General features: G+C 65.7%; 15 protein-coding genes. 13 read left to right on the plus strand and 2 right to left on the minus strand.

Going from position 1 to position 17,218, the window contains the following annotated elements; all coding sequences use genetic code 11:
- Positions 1-4 precede the first annotated feature (4 nt).
- Positions 5-1,309, minus strand: coding sequence for an L-fuconate dehydratase (locus C4S71_RS13530; RefSeq protein ID WP_103969491.1), 1,305 nt, complete (start codon positions 1,307-1,309; stop codon positions 5-7).
- Between the two features lie 300 nt (positions 1,310-1,609).
- On the opposite strand from C4S71_RS13530, the gene gabD reads away from it, so the two are divergent.
- The 7 genes from gabD (at position 1,610) to C4S71_RS13565 (ending at position 9,849) form a co-directional block, all read left to right on the plus strand.
- Positions 1,610-3,154 carry an NADP-dependent succinate-semialdehyde dehydrogenase gene (gabD, locus tag C4S71_RS13535; RefSeq protein WP_235014386.1) on the plus strand — a complete coding sequence of 515 codons (1,545 nt, stop codon included), beginning with the start codon at positions 1,610-1,612 and terminating at the stop codon, positions 3,152-3,154.
- A 1-nt stretch (position 3,155) separates the two neighbouring features.
- Positions 3,156-4,052 carry an NAD(P)-dependent oxidoreductase gene (locus tag C4S71_RS13540; protein ID WP_146064604.1) on the plus strand — a complete coding sequence of 299 codons (897 nt, stop codon included), beginning with the start codon at positions 3,156-3,158 and terminating at the stop codon, positions 4,050-4,052.
- Between the two features lie 82 nt (positions 4,053-4,134).
- Positions 4,135-5,094 (plus strand): LysR family transcriptional regulator, encoded by a 960-nt coding sequence (locus C4S71_RS13545; protein ID WP_103969493.1) that lies wholly within the window; start codon positions 4,135-4,137, stop codon positions 5,092-5,094.
- 176 nt (positions 5,095-5,270) lie between these two features.
- Positions 5,271-6,239, plus strand: a complete 969-nt coding sequence (locus tag C4S71_RS13550; RefSeq protein WP_234239473.1) for a Bug family tripartite tricarboxylate transporter substrate binding protein — start codon at positions 5,271-5,273, stop codon at positions 6,237-6,239.
- A 100-nt stretch (positions 6,240-6,339) separates the two neighbouring features.
- Positions 6,340-6,813: a tripartite tricarboxylate transporter TctB family protein gene (locus C4S71_RS13555; protein ID WP_103969494.1), complete on the plus strand. Its 474-nt coding sequence runs from the start codon at positions 6,340-6,342 to the stop codon at positions 6,811-6,813.
- An 18-nt stretch (positions 6,814-6,831) separates the two neighbouring features.
- A complete protein-coding gene (locus C4S71_RS13560) occupies positions 6,832-8,355 on the plus strand; it encodes a tripartite tricarboxylate transporter permease (RefSeq protein WP_176342950.1) in 1,524 nt (507 codons plus the stop codon).
- A 54-nt stretch (positions 8,356-8,409) separates the two neighbouring features.
- On the plus strand, positions 8,410-9,849 hold the full coding sequence (locus C4S71_RS13565) for an FAD-binding oxidoreductase (protein ID WP_086511807.1): 1,440 nt from the start codon (positions 8,410-8,412) through the stop codon (positions 9,847-9,849).
- 68 nt (positions 9,850-9,917) lie between these two features.
- Here the strand turns inward: C4S71_RS13565 and C4S71_RS13570 are convergent, their stop codons facing one another.
- On the minus strand, positions 9,918-10,442 hold the full coding sequence (locus C4S71_RS13570) for a gamma carbonic anhydrase family protein (RefSeq protein WP_103969495.1): 525 nt from the start codon (positions 10,440-10,442) through the stop codon (positions 9,918-9,920).
- 341 nt (positions 10,443-10,783) lie between these two features.
- Between C4S71_RS13570 and C4S71_RS13575 the strand changes: the two genes are divergently transcribed.
- The 6 genes from C4S71_RS13575 (at position 10,784) to C4S71_RS13600 (ending at position 17,215) form a co-directional block, all read left to right on the plus strand.
- Positions 10,784-11,578 (plus strand): enoyl-CoA hydratase/isomerase family protein, encoded by a 795-nt coding sequence (locus C4S71_RS13575; RefSeq protein WP_103969496.1) that lies wholly within the window; start codon positions 10,784-10,786, stop codon positions 11,576-11,578.
- A 68-nt stretch (positions 11,579-11,646) separates the two neighbouring features.
- Positions 11,647-12,819 (plus strand): CaiB/BaiF CoA transferase family protein, encoded by a 1,173-nt coding sequence (locus tag C4S71_RS13580; protein ID WP_235014390.1) that lies wholly within the window; start codon positions 11,647-11,649, stop codon positions 12,817-12,819.
- A gap of 178 nt (positions 12,820-12,997) precedes the next feature.
- A complete protein-coding gene (locus tag C4S71_RS13585; protein ID WP_176342951.1) occupies positions 12,998-13,972 on the plus strand; it encodes a TRAP transporter substrate-binding protein in 975 nt (324 codons plus the stop codon).
- Between the two features lie 88 nt (positions 13,973-14,060).
- The gene (locus C4S71_RS13590) at positions 14,061-14,648 is read left to right on the plus strand and encodes a TRAP transporter small permease (RefSeq protein ID WP_103969498.1); all 588 of its coding nucleotides are present in this window, start codon (positions 14,061-14,063) and stop codon (positions 14,646-14,648) included.
- The gene (locus tag C4S71_RS13595; protein ID WP_103969499.1) at positions 14,645-15,928 is read left to right on the plus strand and encodes a TRAP transporter large permease; all 1,284 of its coding nucleotides are present in this window, start codon (positions 14,645-14,647) and stop codon (positions 15,926-15,928) included. The genes C4S71_RS13590 and C4S71_RS13595 overlap by 4 nt, the downstream gene beginning before the upstream one ends.
- Before the next feature lie 66 nt (positions 15,929-15,994).
- Complete coding sequence (locus tag C4S71_RS13600; RefSeq protein ID WP_086511813.1) at positions 15,995-17,215, plus strand: pyridoxal-phosphate-dependent aminotransferase family protein; 1,221 nt, start codon at positions 15,995-15,997, stop codon at positions 17,213-17,215.
- Positions 17,216-17,218: the final 3 nt, after the last annotated feature.

A 17,218-nucleotide genomic window follows, 5' to 3' on the forward strand; every position in this document is an offset into this window, starting at 1 on the left:
TGGGTCAGCCGTCCTGCCAGGCGGCGCCGTCCGGATAGGCGTGGCGCGACAGCGACTCGGGGTGGAGGCTGATGCTGTAGCCGGGGGCGGTTGGCACCTGATAGTGGCCGTTGCGGATCGTCACGGGGTGCAAGAAGTGCTCGTGCAGATGATCGACGTACTCGAGGATGCGCCCCTCGAGGGAGCCCGAAACGGCGATATAGTCGAACAGCGAGACGTGCTGCACGTACTCGCAGAGCCCGACGCCGCCAGCGTGGGGGCAGACCGGCACGCCATGCTTGGCGGCCAGCAGCAGCACCACGATGACCTCGTTCAGCCCGCCGAGACGGGCGGCGTCGACCTGGCAGTAGTCGAGGGCGCCGGCCTGCAGCAGCTGCTTGAACATCACCCGGTTGTGACAGTGCTCGCCGGTGGCCACCCCGATCGAGCCCAGCCGGCGGCGGATCTCGGCGTGGCCGAGGATGTCGTCGGGGCTGGTCGGCTCCTCGATCCACAGCGGATCGAATTCGGCCAGTCGGCGCATGTTGGCGATCGCCTCGTCGACGTCCCACATCTGGTTGGCGTCCATCATCAGGGCGCGCTCCCAGCCGATCTCCTCGCGCAGGATCTGGGCGCGGCGGCGGTCCTCCTCGAGGTTGCCGCCCACCTTCTGCTTGAAGTGTGTCCAGCCTTCGGCCAGCGCCTCGCGCGCCAGGCGCCGCACCTTGTCGTCGTCGTAGCCGAGCCAGCCGGCCGAGGTGGTATAGGCCGGGTAGCCCTGTTCGCGCATCTCCCGCTCACGGTCGGCGCGGCCGGCGGCATTGCGCCGGAGCAACCCCAGCGCTTCCTCGGGCGTCAGGGCATCGGTGACGAAGCGGAAGTCGAGGCAGCGGATCAGCTGCTCGGGGGGCATGTCGACCAGCAGCTTCCACACCGGCTTGCCTTCCGTCTTGGCCCACAGATCCCAGACGGCGTTGACGATGGCCGCCGTGGCCAGGTGGATCGCGCCCTTTTCCGGCCCGATCCAGCGCAGCTGGCTGTCGCCGCTGGTCAGCTCGCGCCAGAAGCGGCCCATCTCGGTGGTGATGTCGTCGAGCCGGCGACCCTCGATCAGATAGGCCAGCGACTCGACGGCCTTGACGCAGATTTCGTTACCGCGGCCGATGGTGAAGGTCAGGCCGTGGCCGCTGAGCCCGTTTCCGGCATCGGTGTGCAGGGTGACGTAGGTGGCGGAGTAGTCCGGTGCCGCGTTCATGGCATCGGAGCCGTCCAGCGAGCGCGAGGTAGGAAAGCGGATGTCCTGAACCTCGAGGCGGGTGATGGTGGTCATGGCGACAATTCCAGCAAGGTCTAAGAGAAGTAAAGATTTGTTGTCCAACCCAGCCTGGCGGCCAATTCAATAACCTGCCAATCGTTTTTTTCGTATCTACGTTAACCAGGGGTTATCGATTCGCGCTGCAGGGCCTGCCATGGCCCTCGAGGATGCGGCGCGTCCGGGTTCCTCTCGACGAAAGTATGATTCTTAATTTTGGATTCATAATTCAAAGTTCAAGATCATTCTATGTCAGACAGTCCGTGATTAAACAGTCCGTGGTCAGACAGCCCGTGATGCGAGAGGAGGCAGGAGAAGATGCGCGAGGACATGGGAAACGAGAATAGGGGAGACGAGGGCATTGGAGACGAAGACATTGGAGAAAAGCGCAGCGCGACCGGCGGTCGGCAGCCGCAGCTGCAGGACCCGGCGCTGTTCAGGCAGCACGCCTACATCGACGGAAGCTGGGTCGATGCCAGCGACGAGGCAATCATCGAGGTGGTCGATCCGGCCAGCAACACGCGGCTGGGTAGCGTACCCCGCCTGACCCAGGCCCAGGTGCGAGAGGCCATCGAGGCGGCCGACCGCGCCCTGCCGCAATGGAAGGCCAGGACCGCCAAGGAGCGAGCCGCCATCCTGCGGCGCTGGTACGAGCTGTGCATGGCCCATCAGGAGGATCTGGCCCGTATCCTGACCCTGGAGCAGGGCAAGCCGTTGGCCGAAGCTCGGGGTGAGATCGCCTACGGCTCTGCCTTCATCGAGTGGTTCGCGGAGGAGGCCAAGCGGATCTACGGCGACGTCATCCCGGCCCATGCCGGAGATCGCCGCATCGTGGTCACCAAGGAGCCGGTCGGCGTGGTGGCCGCCATCACGCCCTGGAACTTCCCCAACGCGATGATCACCCGCAAGGCCGCCGCCGCCATGGCGGCCGGCTGCACGGTGGTGGTCAAGCCGGCATCCAGCACGCCCTATTCGGCGCTGGCCCTGGCCGAGCTGGCCGAGCGCGCCGGCGTGCCCCGGGGCGTGCTCAACGTGGTGACCGGTAGTGCCCGCACGGTGGGTGACGAGCTGACCGCCAACCCGCTGGTACGCAAGCTCTCCTTCACCGGTTCCACCGAGGTGGGCAAGGTGCTGCTCGCCGCCTGTGCCCAGACGGTCAAGAAGGTCTCCATGGAGCTGGGTGGCAACGCGCCCTTCATCATCTTCGATGATGCCGATCTCGATCAGGCGGTGGCCGGGGTGATGGCGTCCAAGTTCCGCAACACCGGCCAGACCTGCGTGTGCGCCAACCGCATCTTCGTCCACGAGCGGATCTACGCTGACTTCGCCGAGCGCCTCGCCCAGGCGGTGGCGGCGCAGCGGGTCGGCAATGGCCTGGAGGAGGGGGTGACCCTGGGGCCGCTGATCGATCAGGCCGCGGTGGCCAAGGTCGAGGAGCACATCGCTGATGCCCGCGAGCGCGGTGCCAGCGTCTACCTGGGCGGGCAGCGACATGCGCTGGGCGGCAACTTCTTCGAGCCGACGATTCTCACCGACGTCTCCAGCGATGCGCGGCTGATGAACGAGGAGACCTTCGGTCCCGTGGCGCCGCTGCTGCGCTTCAGCGACGAGCAGGAGGTGGTGCGCCTGGCCAACGATACCCCATACGGCCTGGCCAGCTACTTCTATACCCGCGACGTGGGCCGGGTGTGGCGGGTGGCCGAGGCCCTGGAGTGCGGCATCGTGGGCATCAACGAAGGCATCATCTCCAGCGAGCTGGCCCCGTTCGGCGGCGTCAAGGAGTCCGGTATCGGGCGGGAGGGCTCCAAGTACGGCATCGAGGACTACATCGAAATCAAGTATCTCTGCATGGGTGGGTTGTGACATGAGCGACACGCAGTCGAAACAGCGAGTGGGCATGATCGGCATCGGCCTGATGGGCCACGGCATCGCCACCAACGTTCAGCGCGCCGGCTGGCCGCTGGCCTTTCTCGAGCACCCCGGCAACCAGCCCGTTGCTGCCCTGCTCGAGAACGGGGCGCAGGCGTTCGCCACGGGGGCGGAGCTGGCCCGGCATGCCGACGTCATCATTCTCTGCGTGACCGGCTCGCCCCAGGTCGAGGAGGTGCTGCTGCGCGAGGATGGCGTGCTGCAGGGGCTCAGGCCCGGTAGCGTGATCATCGACTGCTCCACGGCGATTCCCAGCTCGACGCTGCGCATCGCCGAGGCGGTGGCGGAGGCGGGCGGACGTTTTCTCGACGCCCCCATGACGCGCACGCCCAAGGAGGCCGCCGAGGGGCGGCTCAATCTGCTGGTGGGGGGCGATGCCGAGCTGTTCGCGGCGCAGCGGCCGCTGCTCGAGAGCTTCGCCGAGAACATCACCCATGCCGGCCCGGTGGGTGCCGGCCATCAGCTCAAGCTGCTGCACAACTTCGTCTCGGTGGGGTTCTCCACCGTGCTGGCCGAGGCGGCGGCATGCGCCGAGCGGGGCGGCATCGACCCGGAGGTCTTCGTCGACGTGCTGGCCAAGGGCGGCGGGGCGGGCACCGTGCTCGAGCGGCTGCGGCCCTACATTCAGGAGCGCGACACCTCGGGCTTCCGTTTCAGCATCGCCAACGCCCACAAGGATCTCGGCTACTACCTGGCCATGGCCGGCGACCTGGGGGCGGCGAAGGTGGCCGCGGCAGGTATCGACGAGGTGCTGGGGCAGGCCGAGGCGGCGGGGCATGCCCAGGCCACGCTCCCCGAACTGATCGGTCTGCTCGGCAGTCACGACGCCTGACGGCGGCGAAGGCGTGGTTGCTCCCGCTGGCAGCAGCGCCTATGTTGGTTGATCGGCATAGGTTATCAGAGGGCCGGAAAACGTGGACAAACTGTCATCGGCCGGCCTGTGCGGCTGGATGCGCTTCAAGCACCTGCTGCTGCTGATCCACCTCGACAAGCGCCGCAACATGCGCGCCGCCGCCCGGCACATGCATCTCAGCCAGCCGGCGGCGAGCAAGATGCTGCGCGACCTGGAGACCCATTTCGGTTTTGCCATCTTCGAGCGCCAGCCGCGGGCGATGGTGCCGACCGAGCTGGGGGCTCAGCTGGTGAGGCACGCCGAGATCCTGCTCAATGACATCGAGCGCATGGTCGAGGACGTCCAGCGCATGCGCGAGGGCGGCTACGGGAGGCTGCTGATCGGCGCCATCCCGGCGGCCGCCCCCGAGATCCTGCCGGCGGCCATTGCCGCCCTCAAGCGACAGCGGCCGCGGCTGTCGGTCAGCATCGACGAGCAGAGCAGCGATCGTCTGCTGCAGGCCCTCGAATACAAGCAGCTCGATCTGGTGATCGGCCGGCTCACGGCGGTGAATCAACACAATTTGTTCGACTTCGAGCCGCTGCTCGAGGAGCCGCTGCGCGTCGTGGTGGCTCACGATCATCCTCTGGCCGGCCAGCAGCGGGTCGAGCTCGCGGCGCTGCGCCACTGGCCGTGGGTCCTGCACCCGCCCACCAGCCCCATGCGCCAGGTCATCGAGGCCGCGCTGGCCGACGCCGGCATCGCCTCGCCCGACGATACCATCGAGACCACCTCGACCCAGACCACCCTGCAGTTGCTGCTGAACGCGCCGATGCTGGCGGTGCTGCCCTGGTCGGTGCTCAAGCGTCCCCTAGCCAGCGGCCAGTACGCGGTACTGCCGCTGACCATCGGCAAGCCGCTGGACTACTACGGCATCATCACCCGCAAGCGCGAACCGCTCTCCAGCGCCGCCGCCGAGCTGGTGACGGAGCTGCGCCGGCAGGTGGCATCCGCCAGACCGAGCGTGCCGCGCCCTGCCTGAAGCGCTGTCACTCGCCGCGGCTAGACCAAAGTCGACGTTGATGAAATGAATTATGAGTTCATAATTATTTTTAAGCGGAAGGAGACGCCCATCCGACCGTGCCCGTGAATACGCCAGTTGCCGCCATGTCTTGGCGATGGCTTCTGAACCGACAACGACAACAGGGTGATCGAGAGATGACGAAAACAGTGATGGTCGGCAAGACCGCACTCTGCGGAGTGCTCTGCCTGGCGCTGGTTGGCGGCGCCCATGCCTGGGAGCCGCAGCGCAACGTGGAGTTCGTGGTGCCATATAGCGCCGGCGGCGGCAGCGACATCAACGCACGCATGCTGGTCGAAGCGATTCGCGAGACCGGCATGGTCAACCGCAACATTCTGATCAACAACCGCCCCGGCGGCTCCGGTGCGGTAGGCAACAGCTATACCTACAGCAAGCGCGGCGATGGCCATACCATCACGACCTTCAACGGCGGTCAGATGATGAGCATGGTGGTCAACGACGCCTCGGTGCAGCTCGACGATCTCACACCGCTCGCCACGCTGTCGCTGGACACGCTGTTCGTCGGGGTCAGGGCCGAGAGCGACATCGAGAATCTCGACGACCTGATCGAGCGCGCCGAGCAGGACCCGGGCGGCATCACCGTTGGTGGGGCCGGTCGCGGCGGCGAGGACCACCTGGCCTTCGCCATGCTCGACGACAACCTGGGCGTCGACTTCCAGTACGTGCCCTTCGACGGCACCGGCGACGTCACCTCCGCCTTGCTGGGCGGCCATATCGATGCGGCCATCTTCAAGCTGGGCTCGCGGGTCGACCAGAGCATGGTGCGCTTCCTGGCCACCTATTCGGAGGAGCGCCTCGACGCTCCCTTCGACGAGGTGCCGACCTTCGACGAGCTGGGCTATGAAGGCCTCGAACTGATGATCTTCCGTGGCTATGCCGGCCCGCCCGACATGCCCGAGGAGGCCGTCGAGTTCTGGGAGGACGTCTTCCGTGCCGCTGCGGAAACCGACAAGTGGACCCAGGAGTACGTCGAGAACAACGGCCTGATCCCGACGTTCATGGGGGCCGAGGAGAGCGCCGAGTACTACCAGCGCGAGCAGGAGCGCTACCGGGCGCTGTTCCAGGAAGCCGGCATGATCGACTGAGGCTCGCGGGGCGCGGCCGCCGATGGGTGGCCGCGCCCCGCTCGTTGCTGCGGCCACCTCGTTCGTTTCCGGTCGGTCGCTACCGCAAGAGGCGCACACTATGTCAAGCGTGAATCAAGAGCCGGCCCATGAGGGCCGCTCCTGGCTCTCCCCGCTGGTCACACTGGGCATCATCGTGATGGGGCTCGCCTGGGCCGGCTTCGGTTGGTGGAAGTATGGGGTATGGATGCACAACGGCCCCGGGGCCGGCTTCTTCCCCGTGGTGATGGGGCTGGGGGCGGCTCTGCTCGGTGGCTACGAGCTGCTGCGCCGCCGGTTCGAGACGGATCGCGTGAGCTGGCGCAATCTATGGCCCGCCGTGGCCATGGGGCTGGCCATCGCCAGCATACCGCTGTTCGGCATGGTGCTGGCGATGACGCTGTTCATCGTGCTGTGGATGGCGCTGATCGAGCGGCAGTCGTGGCTCAAGTCCGTGGCGATCGGCGCCTGTGCGGGCGGTGCGATCTATCTGCTGTTCGGCATGTGGCTGATGGTGGCTTTCCCCGAAGGCGCGCTCATGGCGCCGTTCACCTAACCGAACGAAGAGTCGCATATGGATATCCTACAGTCCCTGATGCAGGGGTTCGCCACCTCGCTGACGTTCAGCAACATCCTGGCGGCCCTGGTCGGCGCCGGTCTCGGCATCATCGTCGGGGCCATCCCCGGCCTCGGTTCGGTCACCGGCATCGCCCTGCTGCTGCCGCTCACCTTCCAGATGGACCCCATCACCGGCATCATCATGCTCGGGGCGCTCTACTACGGCTGCATGTACGGCGGCTCGTACAGTGCCATTCTGCTCAACATCCCCGGCGATGCGCCGGCCGTGGTGACCTCGCTGGACGGCTATCCGCTGTCGCAGCAGGGGCATGGCGGCAAGGCCCTGTTCACCGCCAACATCTCCTCGTTCATCGGCGGTACCGTGGGCATCATCATGCTCACCTTCATGGGGCCGATACTGGCCCACGTGGGCCTCATGTTCGGGCCGGCGGAGGTGGCGGCGCTGATCCTGCTGGCGCTCTGCTCCATCGGCTGGCTGCTGGGGGACAACCCGCTCAAGGGCCTGATCTCGACCTTCATCGGCGTGATGCTGGCGACGATCGGCATCGGTACGGCCTTCGGCCAGCCGCGCTTCACGTTCGACTCCATGTATCTGCTCAACGGCATCTCCTTCATTCCGCTGGTGATCGGCATGTTCGGTTTCAGTCAGGTGCTGGTGATGATGGTCAACCGGGTCGATCCCTCGGCCAAGGGGCTGAGCGGCCGGCTGGGGCTGAAGGAGAGCCTGCTCGATCGCAAGGAGGCGCTCAGCATCCTGCCGGTTTCGCTACGCTCCGGGGTGCTCGGCAACCTGGTGGGCATTCTGCCGGGCGCCGGGGCCACCACCGGCTCCTTTCTCTCCTATGTGCTGGAGAAGAAGGTCGGCCGCAACGGCGACGAGCTGGGCAAGGGGCGCATCCAGGGGGTGGCGGCCTCGGAGGCGGGCAACAACGCCGCCGCCGCCGGTTCGTTCGCCCCGCTGCTGTCGCTGGGCATTCCCGGCTCGGGCACCGCGGCGGTGCTGCTGGGCGGGCTGATGATGTGGGGCCTGCAGCCCGGGCCGCTGCTGTTCCAGAACAATCCCGACTTCGTCTGGGGGCTGATCTCGTCCATGTACCTGGGCAACGTCATGGCGGTACTGGCGGCGCTGGCGATCATTCCGTTCCTGGTCAAGCTGCTGCTGATCCCGGCCTCGATCATGATCCCGGTGATCGCCGTGGTGTGCGTAGTGGGGTCCTACAGCGTCAACAACAGCATGTTCGACGTCTGGTTCATGCTCGGCGCCGGGGTGGTGGCCTTCTTCATGACTGCCGCCCGCTACCCGATCGCGCCGCTGCTGCTGGCCTTCGTGCTCACGCCTCGCCTCGAGACGAGCTTGCGCCAGGCGCTCGACATCTCCCGCGGCGATCCGATGATCTTTCTGCGGAGCCCGATTGCGGCCACACTGCTGACGCTGATCCTGCTGTTCGTGCTCTATCCGCTCGCCAAGCGGCTGTTCATGACGGTACGCCGGCGCGGTCACAAGGCAGCGGCCGAATGAGACCGAGCCAACCCACTCAGCACATCGAATCGTTTTCTGAAAAGAGATGCCGACATGACGCACCACGACGATGCCGTCGCCGCCTTCACCCAGCTGCTGGGAGCCAATGGGGTAATCACCGCGGCCGCCGACCAGGAGCGCTACGTGCGCGACTGGGCCGGCGCCCGCCTGGGCATGCCGCTGGCCGTGGTGCGTCCCCGGACCACCGAGGAGGTGGCGGCGGTGGTGGGTTACTGCCACCGTAACGGGATCCGCATGGTCGCCCAGGGCGGGCATACCGGCCTGGTGAAGGGGGCGTTGCCGGATAGCCGGACACCCGAGGTGGTCATCAGCCTCGAGCGCATGACGCGCATCCGTGGGCTCGATCCGCTCAACTTCAGCATGGCGGTGGACGGCGGCTGCATTCTCGAGGAGGTCAAGCGCGCCGCCGAGGAGGCGGACTGTTTCTTTCCGCTCTCGTTGGGCGCCCAGGGCAGCTGTCAGATCGGCGGCAACATCGCCACCAATGCCGGCGGGGTCAACGTGCTGCGCTACGGCATGATGCGCGAGCTGGTGCTGGGTCTCGAGGTGGTGCTGCCCGACGGCGAGATCTGGAACGGCATGAAGGCGCTGCACAAGGACAACCGCGGCTACGACCTGAAGCAGCTCTTTCTGGGCAGCGAAGGCACGCTGGGCATCGTCACCGGGGCGGTACTCAAGCTGACGCCGCGCCCCGAACAGTCGCAGACCGCACTGCTGGCGGTGCCTTCGGTGGAGGCCGCGGTGCGGCTCTATGCCCTGGCCAGGCGCCGCTGCAGCGACCTGCTCTCCGCCTTCGAGCTGATGCCGCGCCTGTGCCTGGAGCTGGCCTTCGAGGCCGCACCGCAGCTCGCCGACCCCTTCGATGAAGCGTATCCCTACCATGTGCTGCTCGAACTGACGGCCACCGGGCCGGTGGATCTGTCCGGGCTGCTCGAAGGGCTGCTGGAAGCGGGCATGGAACACGAGGTGGTGCTGGACGGCGTGCTGGCCTCCAGCGTCGCCCAGGCCGGTCAGCTGTGGGCGATTCGCGAGAGCATGGTGGAGGGTCAGTTGCTGCGCGGTGAGCACCTGCGCACCGACGTCTCGGTGCCGATCTCGGCGATTGCCGAATGCGTGGAGCAGGCCACGGCGGAGGTCGCGGCGCTGTCGCCCACCTCGCAGGTCATTGCCTACGGCCATATCGGCGACGGCAATCTGCACATCAACGTGCTGCCACCCGCCGAGACGCCGGCAGAGGCGCTGCCGGCCCTGTTCGAGCGCCTGGAGAGAGCGATCTTCACGGTGGTGGATGGCTTCGATGGCAGCATCAGCGCCGAGCACGGCATCGGCCGCAGCAAGCAGGCGGCCTTTCTCGACCGGCTCACCGTCACCGAGCGCCGCCTGCTGGCGGGCATCAAGGCGGTGTTCGATCCCGACGATCTGATGGGGGCAGGGCGCATCCAGCCGGCGAGCAAACGCTCCTCGTCGTCGTGACGGGGCCCCGGCCAGGGCTGGCGGCAAGGAGTTAGCAGCCAGGGTGAGCGGGCCGGCTGGCCCGCGGGTCAGTCCAACGGTGTCAGCTCGGCCAGGAAGCGTGCCTTGCGTTCCACGTAGCTCTGGCTGCTGGCGCTCAGGCCGGCTACCTCTTCCGGGCTCAGCTTGCGCACCACCTTGGCCGGCGTGCCCATGATCAGCGAATTGGGCGGAAATTCCTTGTTGGAGGTGATCAGCGATCCGGCACCGATCAGGCAGTTCTCACCGATACGCGCCCCGTTGAGGACGGTGGACTGCATGCCGATCAGGGTGCCGTTGCCGATGCTGCAGCCGTGCAGCATCACCAGATGACCGACGGTGACGTCGGTGCCGATGCTCAGCGGGAATCCCGGGTCGGTGTGCAGCACGCAATTCTCCTGAATGTTGCTGTTGTCGCCGATGCTGATGGGCTCGTTGTCGCCGCGCAGCACGGCGCCCGGCCAGATGCTGACGTCCTTGCCCATTCTGACGTCGCCGATCACGGCCGCTTCGCGGGCGATGAATACGCTGTCGTCGTGGCGGGGGCGGGTCTCTCCGAGTGCATACGTCGTCATGCGCTAGCTCCTTGTCGTCGTTCGTTCGGGCAGCCGCCGGTGGGGCCGCCGAGGCGTGGCTCATGCAGGGGATGGCTCCAACTTAGGGAGCCAAGTCCGAGACGTCAATAATTCAGAATTCATAACGAATTTCTCTCTGTTACTCTGATCTCGTTCATCTCATTGTTTTCATTAGGTAGTTCTTCGGCTCCTCATGCCAATGATAGCCAAAGGTCTAACTTGATGAAATGAATTATGAGTTCATAATTACGAAAAGAGGCGCTAGCTCGACTCTGGCGCCGGCTGAGAAGGCAGGTGAGGCCTAACGGCTGCTGCCAGCCGCTGATGAAGCAGGAGGTCAAATGGAGCCGAAATCGACGGCCGAGCTGGAACTCATCAAGGACGGACGCATCGCGTGGCTGATCTTCAATCGCCCCAAGGTGCGCAATGCCATGACCTGGGGCATGTACGACGCGCTCGAGCGGCACTGCCAGACCCTGAGCGACGACCCGGAGGTGGACGTGGTGGTGCTGCGCGGCAGCGGCGGTGAAGCCTTCGTTGCCGGCACCGACATCAAGCAGTTCACCGGCTTCGAAACGGCACGGCACGCGCTGGACTACGAGCACCGCATCGACGAGGTCATCGGCGCTCTGGAGTCGCTTGGCAAGCCCACCATCGCGCTGCTGGAGGGGTTCTGCGTCGGCGGCGGTGCGGCCATCGCCATGGCCTGCGATTTTCGCTACTGCACGCCCGATCTGCGTTTCGGCGTGCCTATCGCCAAGACCCTCGGCAACTGCGTCTCCATTACCAACGTGTCGCGCCTGGTCGATCTGGTCGGTGCCGCCAGGGCCAAGGAGGTGCTGATGCTGGCCAAGCTGTTCGGTGCCGATGAGGCGAAGCAGGCGGGTCTGGTCACCGAGGTCGTCGCCACCGAGAAGATCGAGGCGGAGGTCAGGCAGGTGGCCGAGAGGCTGGGTGGCTTTGCGCCCTTGACGCTGCGCGCCTCCAAGGAGGGGGTCAGCCGTGTGCTGGCGGCACGGCGGCCTCCGGCTGGCAGCGAGGAGGACCTGATCGCGCTCTGTTACACCAGCCGCGACTTCAAGAGCGCCGTCAAGGCCTTCGTCGACAAGACCCCCCATGTCTGGCGCGGTGAGTAGCGTCGGCTTCGCGAGTTTTTCCTCAGCACACCCCCAATCACAACGAGGTGGCAAGCATGCTCCCCTTAATGAAAATGAAGGTTCTCGACATTTCCCAGATCATGGCCGGTCCGTATTGCACCATGGTGCTCGGCGACCTGGGAGCGGACGTCATCAAGGTGGAGAAGAACGGCGGCGACGACAGCCGCCAGATGGGACCTTACGTCAACGAGGAGTCGACCTGTTTCGCCCAGATCAACCGCAACAAGAAGAGCATTTCGCTGAACCTCAAGGAGGAAGAAGGGCGCGAGATATTCTATCGCCTGGCCAAGGAAGCCGACGTCATCGTCGAGAACTACCGCACCGGCGTGGCCAAGAAGCTGAAGGTGGATTACGAGACCATCAAGGCCATCAACCCCGGCATCATCTACTGTTCCATCTCCGGCTATGGGCAGACCGGCCCCTACAGCCACAAGGGGGGCTTCGACCTGGTGGCTCAGGGCATGACGGGGCTGATGTCGATGACCGGGGAGCCGGGGCGGCGTCCGCTGAAGACCGGCATCGCCGTCTACGACATCGGGGCGGGCATCACCGCCGTCTATTCGATCCTGGCCGCCTACATCCACAAGCTGAGCACCGGGGAAGGGCAGCACGTCGACGTGGCCATCGCCGAGTGCGGCCTGCCCTGGTTCACCTGGGAGGCGGCGGCATTCTTCGCCGAAGGCACCGTGCCCGAGCCCACCGGCTGGCGCCACCGCGTATCGGCACCCTACCAGGCGATCAAGGTCAGCGACGGTTACATCATGCTGGGCTGCGCCAATCAGCGGAATTGGGAGCGGCTCTGCCACGAGGTGATCGATCGCCCCGATCTGCTGCAGGATCCGCGCTTCGTCAGCAACCACCTGCGGGGGCAGAACGTGGAAGCGCTCGAGGCGGTGCTGGAGGAGATCTTCGTGCACGACACGCGCGAGGCCTGGCTGGCCAAGTGCGATCAGGCGGGCGTGCCCGCCGGCCCGATCAACGACTTCGCCCAGGCGCTGGACGATCCGCACTATCAGGCCCGCGGCATGGTGCAGGAGATGGAACACCCGGTCATCGGCCGGATGAAGACCATCGGCTTTGCCAGCAAGCTTTCCGGCACGCCGCCGCAGATTCGCCGTCCGGCACCGCTCTATGCCCAGCACACCGACGAGATCATGGCCGAACTGGGCCTCGACGAGGCGCGCTGCGAGGAGCTGCGGCGCAAGGGGGTGATCAAGTGAAGCAAGGTCAGGGCGGCACGCCTGCTTGACATCGGTTCAAGGGCAGGACTACTGTCAATGAAGAATTTAGAATAAAGAATTCATTATGTGAGGTGCAACTTTTTTACGGCAAGACTGAAAGTCCGGTATGGCAAGACTGTAGTGCGCAAGCCAACATTAGAACAAGAGGAAACACGCCATGTATCTGCTACGTCTCACGGCGGTTGCTGCAGCTGTCGCCCTCGTCTCCGTTCCCCTCCAGGCCCGCGAGATCACCTTCGGTCATGTCGGCGGTCCCGACTCGCTGTTTGCCGACTCCGCCGATCATTTCGCCGAACTGGTCAACGAGCGCCTGCCGGAGCCTTACGAGGTGGTGGTGTTCGGCTCCAGCCAGCTGGGCACCGACTCGGAGCTGCTCCAGCGCATGCGGCTTGGCACCGTCGACCTTGCCTTGCCCTCGACCATCATGTCCTCGGTGGCGGACGAGTTCGGTCTTTTCGAGCTGCCTTATCTGATCCAGGACCGCGAGCACATGAAGCGGGTGGAGGAGGAGATCTTCTGGCCGCACCTGGCGCCGCTGGCCGAGCAGAACGGTTACCGCATTCTGGCCGTGTGGGAGAACGGCTTCCGTCACATCACCAACAACCGCCGCCCGATCAATACCCCGGAGGATCTGCGCGGCATCAAGCTGCGGGTGCCTCAGGGCGTATGGCGCGTACGGATGTTCGAGGAGTACGGCGCCGAGCCTTCGCCGATGTCGCTCTCCGAAGTGTTCATGGCCCTGCAGACCGGCGTCATGGATGGCCAGGAAAACCCCCTGGCCCAGATCGCCGGGCAGCGTTTCCAGGAGGTGCAGGACTACCTCTCCCTCACCGGACACGTCTACACCCCGGCCTATCTCACGGCCGGCCGTCGCTTCGACAATCTCCCCGATGAGGTGCAGGAGATCATCATCGAGGCGGCCAAGGAGACCCAGGCGTTCGTCTACGAGCACGCCGCCCAGCTCGACGAGGACCTCATCGATGTGATTCGCCAGGCGAATACGGAAGTGAACGAGGTCGATACCTCTGCCTTCATCGAAGCCTCCGAGGCGATCTACGAAGCCTTCTCCCGTGAAGTGCCCGGCTCTCAGGAGCTGATCGACAGGGTGCTGGAGCTTGGCGAAGGCTCCTGAGCCGCCCTGTGTGACGGCAAGGCTCCTGCCCACGTCCCTTCCGCGGGGCGTGGGACGCCCACCCCTCTTCCTGAACGAGTCGAGAGCCATGGGTACCTTGAATCGAATCTCCCGCACCCTGGAGCGCCTGCTCGAGATCATCACGGTAGTGCTGATGGTTTCGCTGACGTTGGTGGTGCTTTATGCAGTGGTGACCCGCTACGCCTGGCGCACCCCCTCATGGTATGACGAGGTGGCCGCCATCATGCTGGTGTGGCTGACCTACTACGCCGGGGCGCTGGCAGCGCTCAAACGGGGGCACATCGGCGTCGACGGGGTGCTGGCCGCGATGCCGATCAAGTTGCGCATGCCGGTCGCCTACTTGTCCGAGGCGCTGGTCATCGGCTTCTTTGCCGTCCTCTGCTGGGCCGGCCTGGTGGTGATCGAGGTGATGCAGGGCATGGCGCTGATCACCCTGCGCTGGGTGCCGCTCAGCTTCACCCAGTCGGTCATTCCCATCGGGGCGGGGCTGTTCATCATCGCCCAGCTGCTCAGCATGCCGGCTCACCTGGCCAAGGTGCGCTCCGGCCGGACTCAGGAAGAGGAGGAGATTCGTCACGCCATCACCGAGGCGGAGCGCGACAATGCACGGGCCGGCTTCACGGCGGATGCGCTGACCAAGAGGGAGCTGCCATGACACTTCCCCTGATGATCGTCGGCCTGCTCGGGCTGATCCTGATGGGACTGCCCATTGCCGTGGCGTTGGCGATCGTGGCGACGGTAGCCATCGTGGTTTTCCAAGGCGTGGAGATGCTGCCCAACATCGGCTTGACCATGTTCGAGGGGGCGAGCAGTTTTCCCCTGCTGGCCATCCCTATGTTCGTGCTGGCCGGGGCCATCATGAACACCGGCGGCATCTCCAAGCGTCTGATCGCTTTTGCCTCGGCGCTGTTCGGCTTCATCCGCGGCGGGCTGGCGATGATCAACATCGGCGTCTCGCTGTTCTTCGCCGAGATCTCCGGCTCGGCGGTGGCCGACGTGGCCGCCACCGGCTCGGTGCTGATCCCGGCCATGAAGAAGCGCGGCTATCCCAGTTCCTTCGCTGCGGCCGTGACCTCGTCGTCGGCATCCCTGGCGATCATCATTCCCCCCTCGATTCCGATGATCCTCTACGGGGTGATGTCGGGCGCCTCCATCGTCCAACTGTTCGTTGCTGGCATCGTGCCCGGGCTGCTGGGCGCGGCAGGCCTGATGGCGCTGAGCTACTACTATGCGCGCAAGTACAACTGGCCGGTGGAAGAGGTCTTCCAGTTCAAGCGCGTCAGGCAGACTGCCAGGGAAGCCGGCTGGGCGCTGACCCTGCCGATCATCATCCTCGGCTCCATCTTCGGCGGCTTCGTGACGGCCACCGAAGGGGCCGGCCTGGCGGTGGCGGCGGCGATCTTCATCAGCGCCGTGATCTACCGTGAGCTGGACCTGCGCACCCTGTACAAGGCCATCGTCGATGGCGGCCAGCAGACCGCCGTGGTGATGCTGCTGGTGGCGGCTTCGGCGCTGATCGGGGTGTTCCTGACCGAGATGCGCATGCCCCAGCAGCTGGCCCAGGCGGTGCTCAGCCTGACCGACAACAAGTACGCCATCCTAATGATGCTGAACGTCTTCTTCCTGCTGATCGGGCTCTTCCTGCACTCGGCGGCGGCGATCATCCTGGTGGTGCCCATCGTCATGCCGCTGGTCGGGGCGGCGGGCATCGATCCGGTCCACTTCGGTCTGGTGGTATGCCTCAATCTGGCCATCGGCCAGCAGACCCCGCCGGTGGCGAGCGTGCTGATCACGGCCTGCTCGATCGCCAAGGCGGATGTGTGGTCGGTGACCCGCTCGAACCTCGGTTTCATCACCGTGCTGCTCTTCATTCTGCTGCTGGTGACCTACATTCCCGCCATTCCGATGGCCTTGGTGGAGTTCTTTTACCGCTAGCCGGGTGGCATTCAATGGCCGCGCCGCCTGCGGCCTATGACAACGATCAACGCTGGAGCACTTGCGATGCTGAACCTCGACTTCCACCCATCGGGCCGCCACTTCCTGCAGATCCCCGGGCCGTCGCCGGTGCCGGATCGTATCCTGCGGGCCATGAGCCTGCCCACCATCGACCACCGCGGGCCGGAGTTCGGCGCCCTGGGCCTGGAGCTGCTGGCCAAGCTCAAGCAGGTGTTCAAGACCGAAGGGCCGGTGATGATCTATCCGGCCTCGGGTACCGGCGCCTGGGAGGCGGCACTCGCCAACGTTCTCTCCCCCGGCGACCGGGTACTGATGTACGAGACCGGCCATTTTGCCGCCCTATGGCACAAGATGGCGCTGCGCCTGCAGCTCGAGCCCGAGTTCATCGGGCTGCCGGGCTATGAAGGCTGGCGCCAGGGCGTGCAGGCCGACATGATCGAGGCGCGCCTGCGGGAGGATGCCGAACACCGGCTCAAAGCGGTCTGCGTGGTGCACAACGAGACCTCCACCGGCGTGACCAGCGACATCGCCGCGGTGCGTCGCGCCATCGATGCCGCCGGCCACCCGGCGCTGCTGCTGGTGGATACCATCTCGGGCCTCGCCAGCGCCGACTACCGGCATGACGAATGGGGCGTCGACGTCACCATCTCCGGCTCCCAGAAGGGGCTGATGCTGCCGCCGGGCATCAGCTTCAACGCCCTTTCCGACAAGGCCATCGCGGCCAGCCGCGAATCGACCATGCCCAGGAGCTTCTGGGCCTGGGACGAGATCCTCGAGGCCAACCGCAACGGCTACTGGCCCTATACCCCCAGCACCAACCTGCTCTACGGTCTCAACGAGGCGCTGGACATGCTGCTCGACGAAGGGCTGGAGCACGTCTTTGCCCGCCACCAGCGCTGGGCCGCGGGGGTGCGCACGGCGGTCGAGGCCTGGGGCCTGGAGATCCAGTGCCAGGATCCGGCGCTCTACTCGCCGGTGCTCACCGGGGTGGTGATGCCGGATGGGGTCGATGCCGACGCCGTGCGCAAGATCATCTACGAGCGCTTCGATCTGTCGCTGGGCATGGGGCTCGGCAAGGCCAAGGGCAAGATGTTCCGCATCGGCCACCTGGGCGACTGCAACGACCTGACGCTGATCGCCACCCTCGGCGGCTGCGAGGCCGGCATGAAGCTCTGTGGCGTGCCCCTGGCGGGCAGCGGCGTGGCGGCGGCGCTCGAGTACTTCGCTGACAACCCGCTGAGGTCGAGCGATTCCTGCAACGGCTGAGGA

Source organism: Billgrantia desiderata (genome assembly GCF_900108215.1).
GTDB classification, from domain to species: Bacteria; Pseudomonadota; Gammaproteobacteria; order Pseudomonadales; family Halomonadaceae; genus Halomonas; species Halomonas desiderata.